Source organism: Vibrio sp. JZG10 (assembly GCF_054064075.1).
In genome coordinates, this window is sequence record NZ_JBSUGE010000007.1 from 70,168 (window position 1) to 91,611 (window position 21,444).

The window sequence follows — 21,444 nt, forward strand, 5'->3', positions numbered from 1 at the left end:
TGGTAAACACACATTAAAAAGCTAGAGTTTTACCGCCAATTTAACACCTTGACGAATCGCACGCACAGCATCAAGTTCACCCGCATGGTCAGCTCCGCCAATGATATGAATCTTCTCTCCGAGTTCAGACCATTTATCTTCAAATGGACGAACAGACTCTTGCCCCGCACAAATGACGACTTTGTCCGCGTTCAATAATTGTTCTTTTCCATCTACATGAATGTGCAAACCTTGATCATCAATTTTATCGTAAGACACGCCACCGACTAAATGTACGCCCCTTTTTTCAAGGGTACGTTTATGGATCCAACCTGTTGTTTTACCCGGACCTTTACCTACGCGACCTTTACGACGCTGAAGCACCCAGACTTCTTTATCGCTGACCGCATCAGGGTAAGGGTATAAACCACCCGGTTGAGACATCTCTTTGTCGATTCCCCATTCATGCAACCAGTCATCCAACGTTTGTCCAACTGGCTCTGTGAGCATGGTCGCGACATCTACGCCAATACCACCTGCACCAACGATAGCCACTTTCTCACCGACTGGCGTTTTGTCTCGAATGAGTGTTTGATAGTCGACGACTTTTTCTGGGTTCTCAATTCCATCAATATTGACTTTACGTGGCTCGACACCCGACGCCATCACGATCTCATCGTATTCTGTTAGTAGGTCATAGTTCGCTTCCGTCGATAAGTGCAGATTCACGCCTGTTTCATCAATACGATTAGCGAAATATCGTATCGTCTCTCGAAACTCTTCCTTACCAGGGATCTGCATAGCAAGACGGAACTGACCGCCGATGCGGTCGTTCTTTTCGAACAAATCAACCTTATGGCCACGTTCAGCCAGTGTAGTCGCACAAGCCAAGCCCGCCGGACCTGCTCCGACAACGGCAATGTTTTTCTTCTTAAAGGCTGGTTCAACAACAATTTCGGTTTCATAGCACGCAAGTGGATTCACTAAGCAACTGGCGCGCTTACCTTTAAACACGTTATCTAGACACGCCTGATTACAACCAATACACGTATTGATAAGCTGCGCTTTTTCCTGTTCGGCTTTAGCAACAAAGTAAGGATCAGCCAAGAATGGGCGCGCCATCGAAACCATATCGGCATGCCCAGAAGATAGAATACGTTCTGCTTCGTCTGGCGTATTTATTCGGTTACAAGTGATGATAGGAACCGAAACGTGAGGTTTAACTTTTTCCGTAACCCACGTAAACGCACCGCGTGGTACTTGAGTCGCAATGGTCGGAATTCGAGCCTCGTGCCAACCAATGCCAGTGTTAATAATCGTGACGCCAGCCTCTTCAAGCGCTTTCGCCAATTCGATAACGTCTTCAAATGTGCTGCCCTGCTCGACAAGATCCAGCATAGAGAGACGGAAAATGATGATGAACTTGTCGCCCACCGCCTTACGAACCGCTTTGACAATTTCTAGCGGAAAACGCATACGTTTTTTGTAACTGCCACCCCATTCGTCGTAACGCATGTTCGTGCGCTTACATAAGAATTGGTTTATCAGGTAACCTTCCGAGCCCATTAACTCGACGCCATCATAACCAGCAAGCTGGGCTAACTCAGCGCTGTTCGCAAAGGCATCAATGGTTTTCTTAATCTGGCGGTCGCTCATTTCACTCGGAGCAAACTTTGCAATTGGCGCTTTAATGCCAGACGCACTTTGCGAGAATGGATGCATGGCATAACGCCCAGCATGAAGAATTTGTAGGGCAATTTTGCCACCGTGCTTGTGCACCGCTTCTGTCACAACTTTGTGGGCCTTGGCATGCTTTGGCTTGCTGAACTCAGCACTCAATGGGTGCAAACGACCGCGTAAGTTCGGAGAAAAACCTCCGGTTACAATCAGTCCAACACCGCCTTTCACGCGTTCTTCATAGAAAGCCGCGAGCTTCTGTAATCCTTCTTTGTGCTCTTCTAAGCCCGTGTGCATTGATCCCATCAGGACTCGGTTTCGTAATTGTGTAAAACCGAGATCCAGTGGCTTTAATAGGTTTGGGTACATGGCAGACATCACTTAACATCCATTGTTATTATCATGGTCTGACCAGATTAAGCCCGCTCAACCAAAAAATCAAACAAGCGTTTACATTTTTGTAACACCGATCAATCTCGCGTGAAAATATGCCAATTGTTGAGTGGTCGTGATAAGCTAAAAAAATGTTATCTTTTGAGATCTTAGAGATAAGAACCCATACTTTGTTAGACTCGGCGTAACTATCTCGTTATGGAGACAAGATGAAAAAACTCTTCAAATTTATTGGTTTGATATTTAAAGGGATATGGAAGAGCATCACCTTTATCAGACTCGCACTGGCAAACCTGATCTTCTTGCTGATGATTGCCGTTTTCTACTTTGCTTTTACTTATACCGGAGACGGTCAACCCGTCGTCGAAAAAGAGTCGGCATTGGTGATGAATCTTTCAGGTCCGATTGTCGAACAAAGACGCTATGTAAATCCAATGGACTCTTTTGCTGGTTCCCTTTTGGGCAATGAGTTACCGAAAGAAAACGTCCTTTTCGATATCGTTGATACTATTCGCTACGCGAAAGACGATCCTAAAGTGTCTGGATTAGTGCTAGCACTGCGAGACATGCCAGAAACAAATCTCACGAAATTACGTTACATCGCGAAAGCGTTGAACGAATTTAAAGCGTCAGGTAAACCAGTTTACGCTGTAGGTGATTTCTACAACCAAAGCCAATATTACTTGGCAAGTTACGCTGATAAAGTTTACCTGGCACCGGATGGCGGCGTATTGATTAAAGGTTACAGTGCCTATTCAATGTACTACAAAACGTTATTGGAAAAGCTTGATGTTTCTACTCATGTTTTTCGCGTAGGTACTTATAAATCCGCTATCGAACCGTTTATTCGTGATGACATGTCCGATGCTGCGAAAGAGTCTGCAACACGTTGGGTTACTCAATTGTGGAGTGCTTTTGTTGATGACGTAACGACAAACCGAAATATTGATGCGAAAGTGCTTAACCCAACCATGGATGAGCTGATTGACGAAATGAAGTCAGTGGACGGTGATCTTGCTCAGCTCGCGGTTAAACTGGGTTTGGTTGATGAACTCGCGACACGCCAAGACATTCGCACTCTATTTGCAAAGCAGTTTGGTAGTGACGGCAAAGACAGCTACAACGCGATTGGTTACTACGACTACCTTGCAACGATTCGCCCTGATTACACACTACCTCAGCACGATATCGCCGTTGTTCTAGCCAGTGGCGCGATTATGGATGGTCAACAACCTCGTGGTACTGTCGGAGGTGACACCGTCGCAAGCTTGTTGCGTCAAGCACGCAATGATGAAAAGGTGAAAGCGGTCGTGTTGCGAGTAGATAGCCCTGGGGGTAGTGCCTTTGCCTCTGAAGTGATTCGCAACGAAGTAGAAGCACTGAAACAAGCAGGCAAGCCAGTTGTTGTATCCATGTCGAGTTTAGCCGCTTCTGGTGGTTATTGGATTTCAATGAGCGCAGACAAGATCGTTGCTCAGCCAACAACACTGACGGGTTCCATTGGTATTTTTAGTGTCATCACCACGTTTGAAAAAGGCTTTAGCAAGTTAGGCATTAATACTGATGGCGTTGGCACATCGCCGTTCTCTGGTGACGGTATTACCACTGGCCTTTCTGACGGCGCGTCTCAAGTATTCCAATTAGGTATCGAGCACGGTTATAAGCGCTTTATTTCTTTGGTTGGCGAGAATCGCGATATGTCTCTAGAGGAAGTCGACAACGTCGCTCAAGGTCGAGTTTGGACAGGACAAGACGCCCTATCCTTTGGTCTTGTTGACCAAATGGGTGACTTTGATGATGCCGTAGAACTAGCGGCGAAACTGGCGAATGTGACCGATTACGGCATTTACTGGGTAGAAGAACCGCTTTCTCCCACTGAACTATTTTTACAAGAGTTCATGAAACAGGTGAAAGTCTCTCTAGGTATTGATGCAACCAGCTTGCTACCAAAAAGTCTTCAACCCGTAGCTCAACAGTTTGAACAAGACGCAAGCTTGCTACAAAGCTTTAACGATCCTAAAGGTCAATACGCATTTTGTTTGAACTGCCAAGTGCAGTAGCTTTTTCATTAATATTACAAAGGGTACCTCTACTTGAGGTGCCCTTTTTATTACGCTCAACATCTCCTCAGATGACTTTCTGATGCTGTGCGCATAGCCTCGCATCTCAAGGTTATTTAGGTATATAATCCCCGCCTCTGTTCCCCTACATGAAAGAAAAAACGATGACTAGAAAACACATCTACATCGCTTACACCGGTGGCACCATCGGAATGCAAAAATCGGATCACGGCTATGTGCCTGTTGCTGGCTTTATGGAAAAGCAACTAGCAAGCATGCCAGAGTTTCACCGTCCTGAAATGCCGGATTACACTATCCACGAATACGACCCTCTGATTGACTCATCAGATATGACGCCTGCCGACTGGCAGCAGATTGCGGATGATATTCGTGACAACTATGACAAATACGATGGTTTCGTCATCCTACATGGTACTGACACCATGGCATATACAGCATCTGCATTGTCTTTCATGCTTGAAAATCTTGGCAAGCCAGTGATTGTTACAGGTTCACAGATCCCTCTTGCGGAGCTGCGTTCTGACGGTCAAGCAAACCTATTGAATGCTCTGCATATTGCCGCAAACTACCCGATCAACGAAGTGACTTTGTTCTTCAATAATCAGTTGATGCGTGGTAACCGCAGCACAAAATCTCATGCGGACGGTTTTAATGCCTTTACTTCACCAAACCTTCCTCCACTACTGGAAGCTGGGATCAATATTCAAGTAAGCAACAGCGTAACCGTTGGTGCACAACCAGAAGGTGAGTTTAAGGTTCACAACATCACGCCACAACCAATCGGTGTGATCACCATGTATCCTGGTATATCACATGAAGTTATTCGTAATACGCTTCGTCAGCCTGTAAATGCGATGATTCTTCTGACTTTTGGTGTCGGCAACGCGCCTCAAAACCCTGAGCTACTGGGCCACCTAAAAGAAGCCTCTGAGCGCGGCGTTATTGTCGTGAACCTAACTCAATGTTTGGCAGGCAAAGTGAATATGGGCGGCTACGCCACGGGTTGTGCATTGGCAGACTCTGGAGTTATCAGCGGCTTTGACATGACGCCAGAAGCGGCACTAGCAAAACTGCATTACCTTCTAAGCCAAAACCTTTCTTACGAAGAAGTGAAAGAGAGAATGCAGCAAGTACTGCGTGGTGAGATGAGCCTATAAATTCAAGCTTACTACGATCTAAAAAGCCCAATAGAGATTGGGCTTTTTTCTTTTAAAGTCAAAGTAGTAAACGACACTCTGTAAAATCAAAGGTTACACTTAATCAATGTTCGGATTGACACGAACAATGTCGCTCTCTTCTCCGCTAAATTGTTTTTTAAGTTCTTGCTTCGATTTAAAGCTGATTTCACCACCTGCCGCAACCGTCATATGCTGCGCATCAGTATTATGTTTTGATTGATACAACATCACAGCTTGCATACACGAATCTCGCTGCTCTTTAGAAAGTGTTGTACCCTCTGGCCATCTTCCCGTTTCTACTGCATAGACTAAGCGATCATAAACTTCTGGAGTCATCGCTTGTAATAGTTGTTCTGCGTCCATAATGTACCTTCTTATTACATTCTATTTACAGAACATAACGGGTTAAGAAACTGAGTCAAGAATACGAAAATGAATTGGTGTAACGGATCACAAGCAAAGCCATGAAAAGAACACACTGGTTACTTCTCAGCCTCACAAGTCTCGCACTAACGGGCTGTTTCGAAGGTAACGTGACAACCGAAGAGTTGTGCCAAAAAACACCAGAGCTGCGCTGCAAACAGCTCAATATGGATGACGGGCAATGTCGAGTTCCCAGAACAAATTTAGTATGGCATCGGTTTGAGCAATTGAAAAAACCATCAGAAGCCAACCAAATCATCGAATACGGTCTGGTCGCTGAATATAGAAAATGCTTAGAACTCGCCTCTCAGATCACACCTATTGATCAAAGTGCTCTCAAGAGACAGCGTTTTAACGCTTTGGTACACAGTATTGATGAGCTAGAACGCATCGTAAACGAGTTAAAAGGCTCAGAAGACCCGGCTACTTTGTATTTTTTGTGGTCTCAAACGGGTGACATCCAAGCTCGTCGCGCATTTTTACAAATGGAAGGCTCACCCAAGTTAAATACTGCTGAGATGCAATATGCATTAGCTACTTTCTATACTAATCGAGATGCCAAGAAAACGTTAATACTGCTGAATAAAGCGTTGTCTTTATCGGATGAAGACAACCTTAATCCGATCATTCTCAAATCAATGGCAAGCATTCATCAAGGGCTTGGAGAAAAAGAGCGCGCGTATCTGTGGGCAATGGTTGCAAAAAGATTCGACGTCCCGCTTGCTGATGAAAAGCAGCTCAAGCGTATGTTTAATTTTAGTCATGCAGAGCAATATCAGCAGCTAGATGAATTAGCTGAATCGGTGGCAAAAGCCATAGAGAGAGGAAACTACTCTCCAGCAATGATACCCAAAGAGATATAAACGAAAAAACTCCCGCAATTGGCGGGAGTTTTTCTTTGGGCAAACTACACTCTATTTTCTACTTACAACAAATCGTATTGAAAGGATAAAACACTATCGAGCACAATTTTGTCGTTATTGTTCTGATTTGTTGAAAATTAACGACACTGAATTAACACAAAAACGCTCACCCGTGGTCTGTGGGCCATCTTCAAAAACGTGCCCTAGATGGCTATCACATGTGGCACAACGAATCTCTGTACGTACCATTCCGTGACTCAGATCTTCTAAATAGCGCACCGCTTGATCATTGATGGGCGCATCAAAACTTGGCCAACCACAGCCAGAGTCATACTTGTTATCAGAGACAAAGAGAGGGGCATTGCAACAGGTACAAGCATAAACACCCGTCTCTTTATTATGCAGTAGTTTACCGCTGAAAGGCGGTTCTGTACCTTGCTCTCGGCAGACACGAAACTCTTCTTCAGAAAGTTGCTCACGCCACTGCTCATCTGACTTCGCCACTTTTTTCCCGTTTTGTTCCACGACTTTCTGCTCCTTCTTTACTGTTTTTGGTATTGACTTTTTTAGCAAAAAACTTGCTTCTCTTAACAGTTGTAGCACATACTTTCTCACTAGGACACCATGCGTAATTAATTTGATAAGAGCACTTATCTCACCAGTTATATTACGCCAACTGGACTACAGAAGAATCAGTTAAAAGTTTAAAAAACGAACATTTGCGAAGAATTGTTAAAAAAAGCGTCGCTTTTTTTTGACTTTAAACAAGTTAAGTCCGATTATCACTTGCAGATGTTTACTGGATTCTGTAATTTTACTACCAGTTATCTTTAATCAGAAATTAAGTTGTGGAGCAACTATAATGACTATCAAAGTAGGTATTAACGGTTTTGGCCGTATCGGTCGTTTCGTATTCCGTGCAGCGCAAGAGCGTGCTGACATCGAAGTTGTAGGTATCAACGACCTTATCGACGTAGATTACATGGCATACATGCTTAAGTACGACTCAACTCACGGCCGTTTCAACGGTACTGTTGAAGTTGAAGGCGGTAACCTAATCGTTAACGGTAAAACTGTACGTGTTACTGCAGAGCGCAACCCAGCGGACCTTAAGTGGGACGAAATCGGTGTTGACGTTGTTGCAGAAGCAACTGGTCTTTTCCTAACTGACGAGACTGCACGTAAGCACATCGAAGCTGGCGCGAAGAAAGTTGTTCTAACTGGTCCTTCAAAAGACGCTACTCCAATGTTCGTAATGGGCGTTAACCACGCTACTTACGCTGGTCAAGACATCGTTTCTAACGCTTCTTGTACTACTAACTGTCTAGCGCCTATCGCTAAAGTTCTTAACGACAAGTTCGGTATCGAATCTGGTCTTATGACTACAGTTCACGCTACTACAGCAACTCAAAAAACTGTAGACGGTCCTTCTGCTAAAGACTGGCGCGGTGGTCGTGGTGCTTCTCAAAACATTATCCCATCTTCAACTGGTGCTGCTAAAGCTGTAGGCGTTGTTCTTCCAGAACTAAACGGCAAACTAACTGGTATGGCTTTCCGCGTACCAACAGCTAACGTTTCTGTAGTTGACCTAACAGTTAACCTAAAAGAAGGCGCATCTTACGAAGCTATCTGTGCAGCAATGAAAGAAGCTTCTGAAGGCGAACTAAAAGGTGTTCTAGGTTACACTGAAGATGCAGTAGTATCTCAAGACTTCATCGGTGAAGTTCAAACTTCTGTATTCGATGCTAAAGCTGGTATCGCTCTAACTGATAACTTCGTTAAAGTTGTATCTTGGTACGACAACGAAATCGGTTACTCAAACAAAGTTCTAGACCTAATCGCTCACATCTCTAAGTAATTAGATAGTTAGCAATTAGCGAATAACTTCGTTAAAGAAAAGGCGGCTCTAGAGTCGCCTTTTTTGTATCTGGAATTTGAGAGAATACCTCGGCGCTGTTGCATTGTATTTGCGACGGATGTCGAAACCCTACTTTCCCCAATGATAGGAAACAGCACATGGATTTAAAAACTCTCCCAGCTCTAACCGTGTTATCTGATAACGTTACTGTCGTTGAAATTGATCAGGTCAAAGTAGTACGTGTTATTCATGAGAAAGCGACAGCAGGCATATCCTTACATGGTGGTCACGTTGTTTCGTTCACTCCTGCTGGTCATGAAGATTTGATTTGGATGAGCGAGAAGGCGATTTTCGACGGGAAAAAAGCCCTGCGAGGCGGCATTCCCGTTTGCTGGCCATGGTTTGGCCGTATTGCAGCACCGGCTCATGGTTTCGCACGTACTGCTGAATGGGAGCTGGTTGAACATCGCGAGAACGATAACGGCGTGATTGTTGAACTTGCTCTGTTCCCGACAGAAGAAATCCACGATATTTGGCCACATATGTTTGACGCTCGTTTAGTGGTTGAAGTTGGCGATGAGCTAAAAGTGACACTCAAAGTCATGAACATCGATGACGAAGCTTGGACCTTCTCTGGCGCGTTACATACTTACCTAAACGTTGGAGACATTAAGCAAGCACAAACAACAGGCATGGGTGCCGAGTACATTGATAGCTTGAAAGCTGATGCGGTATGCCAAGGTGGTGATGTTCTGCAACTCACAGACACCATTGATCGCGTTTACACGCAACCAGAAGCGAAAATTTTGGTAAAAGATCCGGAACTGAATCGTACATTAAGCGTGGAAAACCATGGTCATAACTCCGCGGTACTTTGGAACCCTTGGGCAGAAGGTGCACAAGGTATGCCAGATATGGCTGACGATGGTTACCAAACCATGCTGTGTGTTGAATCTACTGTTCACGCTCCAAGTATCGAGCAAGGTAAAACGCTCCAGCCAGGTGAGACTCATGAACTTGTCACTGTAATTTCAGTGCAGTAGTTGTAACCAGCTCAAAGGTCGGGGATACCCGGCCTTTTTTGTAATAAAAGCCCCACTTAGATGGTCCTCTCTCAACTAACTTATTGGTTATCAGTCACTTTTGACTATTTCATTAATAAATATCAAAAAATTCGATCATATAAACCGATAGCATGCCGATACAAAACTCATAAATAATAAAAATATCAGGAATTGATCTATGTTAGAGAGATACCGAAATCAAAGTGTCGGATTCCAGTTAAAGCTGGTTATCACTTTGTGTCTATTCATTGCTTTCAGCAGTATTGCTGCGCTTGTTTACCGTAACGCTTCCGATGTTCTATTGGAAAGCACCCTTAAAGAGCACCAATCTAAAGTAGAGTCGATGGCTAAAACCATTGCTGGCCAATTCGATGCTTATCTGCATACCGCTAAAGTGCTCGAGTCCACTTTTCGTAATGGTTACCTTGCCGGTGTTTATGTCGAAAACTATACCGTTGATTTCATGGGTCATGAAATACCAAACATCACTCAATACAGTGAAAGCTTAATTAACGACACAAAGCTGGTCGATAGCTTCACACGTGATACTGGTGCTATCGCGACTTTATTCGCGCCTTTAGGAGATGACTTTATCCGTGTATCTACCTCACTAAAAGATCCTCAAGATCAACGAGCAGTGGGAACCACACTAGGTCTCGACCACCCAGGTTATCAGCAACTAAAAGCTGGTCAGCCATATTACGCTCAAATAAAGTTGTACGGCGAACGCTACATTACCTATTACTCTCCAATTAAAGATGCAACAGGAAAAGTTGCAGGGTTATCGTTTATTGGTTTACCCGTAGATCAAGCAACACAAACGCTATTCGATGCGCTAGAAGAGATTAAATGGGGCGATACTGGCTATACCATCATTGTCGACAACGACGACAACAATCTTGGTAAGTACCTACTCCATCCGACTAAAAGTGCAACCGACCCTTCAATCACAGAAGTTCGTGACTACGAGGGTAATAAGCCTTTCCATAAAATTTTTGAACAAAAGAGCGGATTAATTCTCTACCCTTACCAATTCGGCTCAACAGTCGGCGAAAAGTACTTAGTGTTTACCGAAGTACCAGGCTGGAACTGGAAACTACTGGGTGGTACGTTCATCAAAGAAGTGACCAAAGGCAGTGATACACTACTCAAACTTATCGCCATCATTTCTTCGGTAGCGGCAATCATTACTTTTGTTGTACTGACACTTTTCTTGAATCGCAGCTTAAAACCTCTGACCGTTCTAAACTCCTATATGACTCGCTTGGCGGGCGGCGAGGTCAGCTTGAACGTCCCATCGTCTCGTAAGGCATCAAAAAATGAAATTACGAACCTGAATAGAGGTGTCGCCAGTATGGCAAGTCAACTCAATGGACTTGTTGGTAAGATCCGTTCCACAAGCGACTTAGTAGAGAGCAACTCCAACAGCGTTGCCAATGATGCCCATAGCAATTTAACCCAAGCTGACCGCCAACAAGAAGAAGTCGAACAAGTGGTAACGGCGATCGAAGAGATGGCCTCTTCTGCTCAATCGGTTGCCCAACAAGTCGAAAGTATTGCGGAAAATGTACGCTCAGCGAATACCGATAGTCAATCTGGTCTCGCGATTGTTGAAGGCGTATGTATCGATGTTGCTCAACTTAACGATCAGTTGGATCAATCAGCAGCGGCTATCGAGCAAGTCAATCGCGATAGTGAGAGTATTCAAACCGTCACTAAGATGATTGATGAGATTGCAGAGCAAACCAACCTACTCGCGTTGAATGCAGCCATTGAAGCCGCACGAGCAGGTGAGCAAGGTCGTGGCTTCGCAGTTGTAGCAGATGAAGTGCGTACACTTGCGCACCGTACACAAAGCTCAGTTCAGGATGTAGTTGAAATTATTGAGAAGCTAAAAGGCTCTACTCACAATGCAGTTAATATGATGACCGACAGCCAACGCAGTGCCAATCAAGTCTTAGACAAAGCACAAGACGCAGGTACAGCATTAGAGGCCATCGCAGTACAAGTCCAGTCGATAGCGTCTCAAGCCGACGCCATTGCTGCGACCTCAGAAGAGCAAGCGCAAGTATCCCAAGAAATTGCTGCAAATGCCCATTCTATCAGTGAGCTAAACCGAGAAAGCCGCGACACCAGCGCGAAAACCTCGCAAAGTGCCATTGAACTGCAACAACAAGCTCGGAACTTGAAAGAGCAAGTCGACTTCTTCCACTAATACTTAATAAGAGCCGATTCCATCGGCTCTTTTTGTTTCACTTGAGACCACGCTTTTTGATAGAATTTGCCGCCCTACTTTCTGTTCGAGATCGTCATGAACTATCAATGCCCTTTATGCCACCAAGCTCTAGCGTTAAATGAAAAAACGTTTAAGTGCGAAAACAATCATCAGTTTGACTTAGCAAAAGAAGGCTACGTTAACTTGATGCCAGCGCACCACAAACGTTCTAAAGATCCTGGTGACAATAAAGAGATGATGCAAGCTCGTCGTCGATTCCTTGAGGGGAATTACTACAACCCAATGCGCCAAGAGGTTGCGCAGCTGTGTGCGAAATACACAGAGGGAACCGATCATCAATTATTAGATATTGGTTGCGGCGAGGGTTACTACACGGATCAAGTGCAGAAAACGATACAAACGCAAACGGACGATGCGACGATATATGGACTGGACATTTCAAAAGTTGCGATTCGTTATGCGGCGAAGCGCTACACACAGTGTCACTTTAGCGTCGCTTCTAGCCATCGGCTTCCTTTCGCGAATGAATCCTTAGATGCTATTTTGCGCATTTATGCCCCTTGCAAGGCAGAAGAGCTTCAGCGCGTTGTAAAAGAGAACGGTGTGGTCATCACGGTGACACCTGCAAGCCGTCACTTATACCAACTACGTGAACGCATTTATCAAGATGTTCGTCTTCACAGTGAAGAGCCAGAACACATTGAAGGATATGAATTAGAGCATCAACAACATCTTAACTATGTTATGAATTTGAAGAACGGGGCCGCATTCGATTTATTGCAAATGACGCCATTCGCATGGAAAGCAACCGATGCACTTCGTGAAAAGTTGAAGTCCGCTACACTCTATCAGTGTGAGGCTGATTTTATGCTGCGCGTATATCGCAAAAAGTCCACTCAGTAATAATAGTGGCAGTCAACAAACGCAAATAGTTATCATTTATATTGATTCATTGCTCAGCCTCCATTAATATCATCCGGACATTTTTGGAGGCTTTTCAATGCGCTTTTCTATTTTAAGCTTGCTCTTTGCTGGCTTACTTACTGGTTGTTCTTCTGTTCCATCAACCAACTCTCACCCTACCTCTGCGGAAGTCACTACTTTTTACGACTACCAACTTTACACCCCTTCTGGCGAGCACATCGCTCTAAGCAAACTACCAAAAGAGCTGCGACAAGCAGATGTTATTCTTATTGGTGAATGGCACACACATGCCGGCGTTCATCGCTTTCAAACCGATATGCTCAAACAACTTTCATCTTATGACCGCCCACTCGCGTTATCAATGGAACAATTTACCCGCGACAAACAACCTGTTGTTGACGCTTACCTGCGTGGGGAAATCGGTGAACAGTACTTGATGAAACAAGCCAATGCTTGGCCCAATTATGAGAGCGACTATCGCCCTCTCGTTGAGTTTGCTAAGCAGAAAAATCTCCCGGTGATTGCAGCGAATGCACCAAAGGGCATTGTCCGATGTATTGGTCGTCAGGGGATAGACTACGTTAACAAGCTCGATGATGAGCAGCGAACGTTTATTGCAGAATCCATCAACACGGCCAGTAGTCCATACAAAGAGAAGTTTATGGCATCCATGCATCATGGGAAACCAGAACAAACCGAGAAACAGTTTGCAGCTCAAGTAACTTGGGATGAAACCATGGCAGAGTCTATTGTTAACTACCTAACCGCCAAACCAGGTGCTCAGGTTGTTCATGTCGCGGGCAAGTTTCATACCGAGCAAGGGTTAGGTACGGCTGCATCCATCTTAAGCCGCAACCCGAGCTTAAGAGTGGTTGTAATTAGCCCAACAGATAATGTGCTTGCTGATAATACTGATTATCAGTTAGAGGTTCTTGCACCACCAGTACGGTATGTACAAGATGCTCACCGCATGGCTGCATATCAACACCTCACTAAGCGCAATAGCGATCTTCAATGTAAGTAGCTGGTCTCCAATTTAAGTTACTACCTTGTCGTTGCGTTGCATCATCACAGTGCTCCGAGTTCATAGAGTGACAACGGTCTGCTTCCTGCTGGTCTATTTTTTGCTAATGATCACGAATAGAAACCAGAAGCGGCAAAAGCAGACCTGTTTTTATCCAAATAGCTTCAGAAATAGACTTTGCCGCCGATAGTAATATAACTGCTTTTTACCCGCACTCAGTGACCGAGTGTCGATGTTCCAAGGAGTATTCGATGAATCCAGTAGGAAGCACTTCTGTTAATAGCTATGCCAAACAATCTGTCGCCTCTAAGCAAACAAGTATTGCACAAGAGGAAGGCAACGCTTCACCGCTAAAAGTCGAACACAATAAGGTGACACTGTCTACGGAGGGCAAAGCACTCCTCGCCGCTCTGCAGCAAATCGAACACGACAGTAAGAGAGTAGAAGCAGAAGATAAATCTGTTGGTGAAAAAGTGGAGTCCTTTACACATGGCGCACTTGGCATGGATCACCCTGACAAAATCGAGGAAGAAGAAGACGGCTCATACTCTGCGGGTCAATACCTTTCTGCGGCCCTCACTGTCGGTGGCATCATATTAGCGTTGGTCTAATAATCGTTACGACAATAAATCCTATTTGAATAAATCACTAACTGCAGCCCATAATTTGATACGTCAAAGAACGATATGTCGTAAACGTAGGTTATATACTCCTCAATTCGACCGCTCTTATGACCTTAGAACGCATACTCGTTTATTGCTCCCTAAACTAGGTTTCTTGTGAAGGCACTGAATGGATAACTTTAGTCCATGCTTTCAACTCCTAAGCGCAATCCAAGCCCACGTTTGTGGGCTTTCTTCTTTCTAAATTCACAAACGTTAGAGGTTGATTCACTTTTTCTACAAACCCAAGCAAAGACGACATTTTAGTTAAACTTTTATTACCGACACAAAATCGTCATAAATCATTGTTTTAATGCCAGCGCTTTCAATAAACAAGGAAAATATAATGAAGCGCTTAGTATCTCCAATCGTTACCGCAGTGGCAGCATCAACCCTCTCTTTTAATGCACTCTCGGCCGAAATCAAAAACGTTATTTTGATGATCGGCGATGGCATGGGGCCTCAACAAGTTGGTCTACTAGAGACCTACGCCAAACACGCACCTAACTCGATTTACAAAGGCGAAACTACCGCTTTGTATAAACTCGCTCAAGAAGGTGTGATTGGATCATCACTGACTAATCCAGAAGACGCGATTGTCGTCGACTCTGCGTGCTCCGCAACGATGCTAGCAACAGGAATACCTACCGCTTCTGAAGTCATTGGCATTGATAGCCAAGGCAACCACGTTGAAACCATTTTGGAAAAAGCCAAAAGCAAAGGTAAGGCTACGGGTCTCGTCTCTGATACACGTATGACTCATGCAACGCCAGCCGCATTTGCCGCTCATCAACCACACCGTTCTCTAGAAAACAGTATTGCGGCGGACATGCTAGAAACTGGCGTTGACGTGATGATGTCTGGCGGACTTCGTCATTGGATTCCAAAGTCGACAAACGACAAGGGAGAGACATACGAGCAACTTGAAAAGCTCACTGAAGGTAATGTCTACCTAAAGTCGAAACGTAAAGATGAGCGCAACTTGCTTACTGAGGCGCAAGACCAAGGTTACAACCTGGCTTTCAGCCGCGATATGCTCACACAAGCTAAAGGTGACAAATTACTTGGACTTTTTGCTTACTCTGGCATGAACGATGGTATTGCCTACAGTCAAAGCAAAAACGATCCAAAACGTACGCAGCCATCACTGGAAGAAATGACCACCAAAGCAATCGACATTCTTTCAAAAGACAAAGACGGCTTTTTCTTGATGGTTGAAGGCGGTCAAATTGACTGGGCTGGCCACAGTAACGATGCGGGTACGATGCTGCATGAAATGCTTAAGTTCGACGAAGCGGTAGACTCGGTTTATGAGTGGGCAAAAGGCCGTGATGACACACTGATCATTGTTACCGCAGATCACGAGACTGGTTCTTTCGGCTTTAGTTACTCATCAGCAAACTTGCCTAAACCGCAAAAACGCGACGGCGAAGCATTCAAAAATCAAGATTACGCGCCAAACTTCAACTTTGGTCAGTTCGAAATCCTCGATGGTTTATACAACCAGAAGAAAAGCTACTACGGTATGATCAGCGAATTCCAAGCGCTTGATAAGAAAGCTCAAACACCAGAGAAGTTTGCAGAAATTGTGAATGCAAATAGCGCTTTTTCGATTACGCCTGAGCAAGCAGAACGCGTATTAGCAAGTAAACCAAATCCATACCGACTCGCTGGACACAAATACTTAAGCGAAGAGAACGTTCCTACAATCAATGACTTTGATGCGTTCTTTCCTTACAACGACCGTGGCAACTTGCTAGCGCGTGAGCATGCAACAAAGCAAAACACAGTATGGGGAACGGGTACTCATACGCATACCCCAGTCAACGTATTTGCTTGGGGGCCGGCAGAAACTATCCTTCCGGTATCAAAAATCATGCACCACTCTCAGTTAGGTGAGTACTTAAAGCAACAAATCAAATAATCGGCTTGCACTTACTTCACGACTCGTGATGTTCAAACGCTCTCGTAAGGGAGCGTTTTTTATGCATGAAAATAGTTGACGTTTTAAACAATAAACCTCAATAATTATAGGTCTTTGATTATATGAATGAAGAAAATGTGCGAAATATTTGCTAAGCAGCCCCAAGACAACTATCAGTTCATCACCCGCTCTATCCGTATTGATGGTCACGCCACAAGTGTAAAACTTGAAGCGAGCTTTTGGACGATTCTTGAGGAAATTGCTAACGCTCAAAACATGACTGTTCCTAAGTTTATTAGTACGGTCTATCAAGAAGCGCTCGAATACAATGGTGAAGTAAACAACTTTGCCTCCCTACTCCGCTGCGCCTGTCTCACTTACGCTCGCCAGCCTAAAGAGACGATTCGTCAAGCACTGACACAACTAAACACTTAATAACAACCAACCTCTGACCAACCTACCAATAACCCTCATAGGCTATGCAACAGAGTTGTAAGCCATTGAGCATGTTCTAATTTGTCGTACTAGAGTACTACCCAGACTCCTTTTGAACTCGCTAACCTATGCGGACTATCAAGGAGTACCCATGACAAAAATGATTCACACCATGATCCGAGTCTGCGATCTGGACCGTTCTCTACAATTTTACCGCGACGTACTTGAGCTAGAAATCAAAGACCAATACATCTTTGATGGTTTTTCTCTGACCTATCTAGCCAACGAAGAAACTGGCTTTGAATTAGAGCTAACACACAATCACGATCAAACTGAGCCTTACACTCACGGCTCAGGCTACGGTCACCTTGCTGTCAGCGTAGAGGACATCGAACAAACTCACAAACGCATAAAATCTCTCGGTATTGAAGCGGGTGACATCAAAGCTTTTGATCACCAACAAAAGCATTTGGCAACGTTCTTTTTTGTGACTGATCCTGATGGTTACAAAATTGAGTTCTTACAACGCCAAGGGCGTTACCTATAACAAAAAGAGTAAACATCATGATTCACTTGACTGCTACCTTTCACGCACAACCGGGAAAAGAACAAGAACTGAAAGCAGTGCTCACCCGAGTACTTGAACCCACTCGCAATGAGGAAGGTTGTGTTCGTTATCAGTTATTCCAAGATAAAGACAATACGTGCCACTTCGTTTTTCAAGAGCAATTTAAAGACCAACAAGCGTTCGATCTTCATGGTAAAACAGAACACTTTTCTCTTTTGATTAGCCAAATCGACAACTTGTTAGAATGCGAACCGAAATTGGCGTTCTTTAACGAACTGTAAAAACACCGCTTAATGCAAATAAAAAGGCACTCTTTACTAGAGTGCCTTTTCGTACTGTTGTGGCTGTGATTACGCGTCTTGCTTCTCTACCATGTGCAAATGCACATCTTGTTGTGGGAAAGGAATCGAAATGCCTTCTCGGTCAAAGCGCAGTTTCACTTCTTTTGTCACATCCCAATACACGTCCCAATAATCATCAGTTTTTACCCAAGGACGAACAATAAAGTCTACAGATGATGTGTTTAACGTATGCACTTTGATCATCGGCTCTGGTGTACGAAGTACTGCAGGGTGAGAAGTAATGATATCAGACAGCACTGACTCGGCTTTCAGCAAGTCATCCGCATAGCCAATGCCAAACACCATATCCACACGGCGAATGCGCTCGTGTGTGACGTTCTTAATGACATCTCCCCAAATTTTACTGTTAGGTACAATAATAATTTGGTTATCAAACGTACGGATTGTGGTGTTCACCAAACTCATATGGCTTACCTTACCATCCACGCCACCAGCATACACAAAGTCACCAACATCAAATGGGCGGTAAATAAGCAACATCATACCCGCCGCGAAGTTGGACAAGGTGTCTTGCAAAGCGAAGCCGATAATCACACCAGCAATACCAAAACCGGTTAGGATCGGTGCTAGGTTCAATCCAAGCTGAGATAGGCCCACCATGATACCAATCACCCACACGAACTTGCCGGACATTGAGATAAAGAAATCCTGCATCAAGTGTGAGAGTTTTAAGTTTTTCGATGAAACCGCTTTGCTGACCACTTTGCGCGTTAACTTCGCGAGCCCACGAGCGATCAATAAAATCAGCGCAAATACAAACAGCTGGAAAATGTGCTGCGGCGCATTTTCGGCAAACCAGTCTAGTGCCGAGTTGGACCAATGACTCAGTATTGACCACACTACTTTAGTATTCAGTAAATCGTGGGTGATATTCCCTGTCACTTCGAAAATTTGGCGTTTGTATTCGGACGTTTCTAAACCGACTTTATCGCCAATCGAAATTAAATTGCGTAGGCTTTCCGTCGCAATATTCAGTCTTTGCTTAGTAATAAGCTGACTTAACTGCAGTGACGCTTTTTCCGATTCAGGGCTTGACGAAAGTTGAGAGCCGATGATCTCACTTTGCTGACTCAAGTACTCAATTGAGGCAGACAGCAAACGCATGCGTTTATCAACTTTATCCTTTAGTTCCGCTTCTGCGCGCTCATTTTGAGCCCCTAACTCTCTCAGCCAAGCAAGGTTTTGCCAACTTGAATCGAAGCTGACATCGAGGTAATGCTGTAACTCTCGGTAATCATTAACAAGAGCAAGTTTCTCTTCATCCTTGGCTTTATTTAAATCTTCAACGACTTTCTTTATTTTTTCCGACAGATAGTTCGTGGCGTCCTCGGAGTATTTTTCCTGCTTTTTAACCAAGGAGATCAATTTGTCACGAGGGATAGTTTCACGTTCAATCGCTGATGCTAACTGACTTCTTAACTCTTCATTTTTTTGGAACAGCTGCAGTTGAAGCGCGTCGCGCTCATCACCACTCGCTTGCGAGAGACCTTGGGATAAATCCACAATTTCTCGATTCAAGTTATCAATAGAAGTTTCGGCAGCAGAGGGCTCTGGCGTATCCTGAATATCTTTCGCATTGATGACCATCGGGGCCATCATACCGAGGATGAGCGCGAATAATACCACCCAAGATGTCAGGCGTATTTTCTGGGGGAAATGAAACGTCATGTTTACCTCTTAGGGAACAGTTCTGATCAAAACGACCAAGAATAGAAGTGTAAAGCCTTGAAATTATATACCTAAGTTTACAACACTAAATAATAAACTGAGCAGCATTTCGTTAGTTGGGCGTCAAAGTTGAGAAACCCAATAACAAACAAGCCTTTCATTATTAGATGAAAGGCTTGTGTACATTTAACTACTGGCGATTGGGGTGATTCAGAATGTGGTCTTCCCAATCCACCACATCAATCTCGTATACCACTTTATTGCGGACACTTTCGCCCGCCGCGTGCATCGCAGATTTCGAGCCCGTAATCAACGGATGCCATTCTGGTAAAGGCTGCTTTTCAGCCAACAGGCGGTAAGCGCACGTATGCGGCAGCCAAGTAAAATCGTCGATGTCTTCGCGCGTCAGCTTGGTGCACTCTTCACCCGAAGTAAAACGATTTGGGTAATCCTTACAAGAACACGTTTTGCTATTTAGCCAGCTACAGGCCACATTGGTGTAATAGATTTCGTCGGTATCTTCGTCCATTAGCTTATGCAGGCAACATTTACCACAACCATCACAGAGAGATTCCCATTCCTCTTCTGTCATCTGCTCTAACGATTTACTTTGCCAAAATGGAGTGCTCATACTTCAGGTCTCACCAAGGGAATTTAGGGGGCGATTTATACCCCTCTCGACGCAAAAGTTCAAGTTTTGAGAAGATCTCGAATCATTCACACATAACAGTAGAGATATTCAACTACTTTCGCTTTACTGTTCTATCCTTAAACGAGTTTCCATTACTCAATTGATCAAGAAGGCATTAAGGAGTTTTCATGGGTATTATTTCTTGGATTATTTTGGGCTTAATCGCCGGTGCACTCGCAAAATGGCTCATGCCAGGAAAAGATGGGGGTGGCTGGATTGCGACAATGCTACTCGGTATTGCTGGGGCGTTTGTCGGCGGCTTTCTTGGCGGTATTCTGGGTTTCGGCGGGGCAACTGGCGTAAATATCGGTAGCATAATCACCGCAACGCTAGGCGCATTTATTCTGCTGTTTGTTTACAACCGCTTCTTGAGATGATCACAACGGTTTAGAAGCCAAAAGGAGCACTCTATTGAGTGCTCCTTTTTATTTTTTTCTTAGGCGACTCTTCCAATCCACGTCAAAATGACCATAATTGCCCCTCAATTTTTAAGAGGTTTACATTATGGATTGTCGACTAGGATGCGGAGCTTGCTGTATTGCGCCAAGTATCTCTTCACCGATACCTGGAATGCCCAAGGGCAAACCAGCAAGTGTTCGTTGCGTACAACTCAACGATGATAATTTGTGTAAGCTGTTTGGTAAGCCTGAGCGCCCTAACGTTTGTCACGATTTTAAACCGTGTCCGGTTGTGTGTGGCAAAACCAACCAAGAAGCGCTCGACAACATCACTGAGCTAGAGCAACTTACTTAATCTATTCAGAGCCCCCGTTTAGTCGTTACCAAGCTCTCGTAAGTACAAGTAGATGGTATCGCGCGAAATGCCAAGATGGTTTGCAACCATTAAAACAGCATCTTTGTATTTAAAAATGCCTAAGCCGTGCAGTCGCGTCACCAGTTCACGGTTACGTTTAGAAGGCGCAATGGCTTCATTTTCCCACACTTCTGTTTGCACGGTTTCTATCGTACTGATGATGGTTTCATCGATATTACGCGCAAACGTTTCTGGTGATCGAGCGCCACCAACACAACACTCGGTGTGTTGCTGAGGCAGCATTGCCTTTAAAAACGCCTGCATCGGTGCATCCATATCCACGTTGATACACAGCAAACCAATCGGTTTGTTTTTTGGATTTCTGACAATGGTCGTAATGGAGTGCAAGGTCTTTCCGTTCGATGTTTTCGTCAGGTACGAATCAGAAACATCCTTGCCCTCTCTTAACTTCATTCTCGCTAAGTTGGTAATTGGGGCACCTTCACTGCGTTCCGTCACGTGCCCGTTTGCGATTTTGATGATTTCCGGCGCTTCGGCATCTAAGCTGTGGAGAACCACTTCAGTGTGTTCACCATACATACGTGCAATGCCATCCACGACGTTTTTCATAGAGTTCAAAATATCGAGATCACTCTTGGTGAGTTTCTTTAGTAGCAATGT

21 protein-coding genes are annotated in these 21,444 nt (G+C 44.4%); 15 read left to right on the plus strand and 6 right to left on the minus strand.

The annotated features are described in order from the left end of the window. Window positions 1-21: 21 nt before the first annotated feature. On the minus strand, window positions 22-2,034 hold the full coding sequence (locus ACWYVB_RS10120; protein WP_168187874.1) for an NADPH-dependent 2,4-dienoyl-CoA reductase: 2,013 nt from the start codon (window positions 2,032-2,034) through the stop codon (window positions 22-24). 224 nt (window positions 2,035-2,258) lie between these two features. On the opposite strand from ACWYVB_RS10120, the gene sppA reads away from it, so the two are divergent. Both sppA and ansA read left to right on the plus strand, forming a co-directional pair. After that, complete coding sequence (gene sppA / locus ACWYVB_RS10125) at window positions 2,259-4,109, plus strand: signal peptide peptidase SppA (RefSeq protein WP_012841560.1); 1,851 nt, start codon at window positions 2,259-2,261, stop codon at window positions 4,107-4,109. Window positions 4,110-4,273: 164 nt separating this feature from the next. After that, entirely contained in the window at window positions 4,274-5,287 is a 1,014-nt protein-coding gene (gene ansA, locus ACWYVB_RS10130) for an asparaginase (RefSeq protein WP_046874512.1), read from the plus strand. A 99-nt stretch (window positions 5,288-5,386) separates the two neighbouring features. Here the strand turns inward: ansA and ACWYVB_RS10135 are convergent, their stop codons facing one another. Next, window positions 5,387-5,671, minus strand: coding sequence for a YeaC family protein (locus ACWYVB_RS10135; RefSeq protein ID WP_005380700.1), 285 nt, complete (start codon window positions 5,669-5,671; stop codon window positions 5,387-5,389). A 101-nt stretch (window positions 5,672-5,772) separates the two neighbouring features. Here ACWYVB_RS10135 and ACWYVB_RS10140 point away from each other — a divergent pair, with 101 nt between their 5' ends. Then, window positions 5,773-6,594, plus strand: coding sequence for a DUF2989 domain-containing protein (locus tag ACWYVB_RS10140; protein WP_114323307.1), 822 nt, complete (start codon window positions 5,773-5,775; stop codon window positions 6,592-6,594). A 114-nt stretch (window positions 6,595-6,708) separates the two neighbouring features. On the opposite strand, the gene msrB is transcribed toward ACWYVB_RS10140, so the two are convergent. Then, window positions 6,709-7,119: a peptide-methionine (R)-S-oxide reductase MsrB gene (gene msrB, locus ACWYVB_RS10145; RefSeq protein ID WP_005396508.1), complete on the minus strand. Its 411-nt coding sequence runs from the start codon at window positions 7,117-7,119 to the stop codon at window positions 6,709-6,711. Window positions 7,120-7,456: 337 nt separating this feature from the next. Here msrB and gap point away from each other — a divergent pair, with 337 nt between their 5' ends. The 10 genes from gap to ACWYVB_RS10195 all read left to right on the plus strand — a co-directional run bounded on the left by gap (window position 7,457) and on the right by ACWYVB_RS10195 (window position 17,570). Next, entirely contained in the window at window positions 7,457-8,452 is a 996-nt protein-coding gene (gene gap, locus ACWYVB_RS10150; protein WP_012841556.1) for a type I glyceraldehyde-3-phosphate dehydrogenase, read from the plus strand. A 158-nt stretch (window positions 8,453-8,610) separates the two neighbouring features. Continuing rightward, the gene (locus ACWYVB_RS10155) at window positions 8,611-9,495 is read left to right on the plus strand and encodes a D-hexose-6-phosphate mutarotase (protein ID WP_395194116.1); all 885 of its coding nucleotides are present in this window, start codon (window positions 8,611-8,613) and stop codon (window positions 9,493-9,495) included. A gap of 199 nt (window positions 9,496-9,694) precedes the next feature. Beyond that, window positions 9,695-11,731 carry a methyl-accepting chemotaxis protein gene (locus ACWYVB_RS10160; RefSeq protein WP_395222173.1) on the plus strand — a complete coding sequence of 679 codons (2,037 nt, stop codon included), beginning with the start codon at window positions 9,695-9,697 and terminating at the stop codon, window positions 11,729-11,731. A gap of 96 nt (window positions 11,732-11,827) precedes the next feature. After that, window positions 11,828-12,655, plus strand: a complete 828-nt coding sequence (gene rlmA / locus ACWYVB_RS10165; RefSeq protein WP_258459652.1) for a 23S rRNA (guanine(745)-N(1))-methyltransferase — start codon at window positions 11,828-11,830, stop codon at window positions 12,653-12,655. 97 nt (window positions 12,656-12,752) lie between these two features. Continuing rightward, the gene (locus ACWYVB_RS10170; protein ID WP_395222174.1) at window positions 12,753-13,700 is read left to right on the plus strand and encodes a ChaN family lipoprotein; all 948 of its coding nucleotides are present in this window, start codon (window positions 12,753-12,755) and stop codon (window positions 13,698-13,700) included. Between the two features lie 251 nt (window positions 13,701-13,951). Further along, the gene (locus ACWYVB_RS10175; RefSeq protein ID WP_047010122.1) at window positions 13,952-14,311 is read left to right on the plus strand and encodes a hypothetical protein; all 360 of its coding nucleotides are present in this window, start codon (window positions 13,952-13,954) and stop codon (window positions 14,309-14,311) included. 397 nt (window positions 14,312-14,708) lie between these two features. Further along, window positions 14,709-16,286: an alkaline phosphatase gene (locus ACWYVB_RS10180; RefSeq protein WP_257082660.1), complete on the plus strand. Its 1,578-nt coding sequence runs from the start codon at window positions 14,709-14,711 to the stop codon at window positions 16,284-16,286. Between the two features lie 135 nt (window positions 16,287-16,421). Then, on the plus strand, window positions 16,422-16,721 hold the full coding sequence (locus ACWYVB_RS10185) for a ribbon-helix-helix domain-containing protein (protein WP_031780613.1): 300 nt from the start codon (window positions 16,422-16,424) through the stop codon (window positions 16,719-16,721). Between the two features lie 151 nt (window positions 16,722-16,872). Then, window positions 16,873-17,268, plus strand: coding sequence for a VOC family protein (locus ACWYVB_RS10190; protein WP_054868006.1), 396 nt, complete (start codon window positions 16,873-16,875; stop codon window positions 17,266-17,268). Window positions 17,269-17,285: 17 nt separating this feature from the next. Then, on the plus strand, window positions 17,286-17,570 hold the full coding sequence (locus tag ACWYVB_RS10195; protein WP_395222175.1) for a putative quinol monooxygenase: 285 nt from the start codon (window positions 17,286-17,288) through the stop codon (window positions 17,568-17,570). Window positions 17,571-17,639: 69 nt separating this feature from the next. On the opposite strand, the gene ACWYVB_RS10200 is transcribed toward ACWYVB_RS10195, so the two are convergent. Then, the gene (locus ACWYVB_RS10200) at window positions 17,640-19,238 is read right to left on the minus strand and encodes a mechanosensitive ion channel domain-containing protein (protein ID WP_395222268.1); all 1,599 of its coding nucleotides are present in this window, start codon (window positions 19,236-19,238) and stop codon (window positions 17,640-17,642) included. Window positions 19,239-19,509: 271 nt separating this feature from the next. Then, the gene (locus ACWYVB_RS10205) at window positions 19,510-19,950 is read right to left on the minus strand and encodes a YcgN family cysteine cluster protein (RefSeq protein ID WP_065645037.1); all 441 of its coding nucleotides are present in this window, start codon (window positions 19,948-19,950) and stop codon (window positions 19,510-19,512) included. 188 nt (window positions 19,951-20,138) lie between these two features. Here ACWYVB_RS10205 and ACWYVB_RS10210 point away from each other — a divergent pair, with 188 nt between their 5' ends. Together ACWYVB_RS10210 and ACWYVB_RS10215 are read left to right on the plus strand one after the other, a co-directional pair. Further along, entirely contained in the window at window positions 20,139-20,387 is a 249-nt protein-coding gene (locus ACWYVB_RS10210; RefSeq protein WP_005397239.1) for a GlsB/YeaQ/YmgE family stress response membrane protein, read from the plus strand. Between the two features lie 127 nt (window positions 20,388-20,514). After that, window positions 20,515-20,763, plus strand: coding sequence for a YkgJ family cysteine cluster protein (locus tag ACWYVB_RS10215; protein ID WP_395222176.1), 249 nt, complete (start codon window positions 20,515-20,517; stop codon window positions 20,761-20,763). Between the two features lie 18 nt (window positions 20,764-20,781). Here ACWYVB_RS10215 and ACWYVB_RS10220 read toward each other — a convergent pair whose 3' ends face one another. Continuing rightward, complete coding sequence (locus ACWYVB_RS10220; protein ID WP_005397228.1) at window positions 20,782-21,441, minus strand: helix-turn-helix transcriptional regulator; 660 nt, start codon at window positions 21,439-21,441, stop codon at window positions 20,782-20,784. Between the last annotated feature and the right edge of the window lie 3 nt (window positions 21,442-21,444).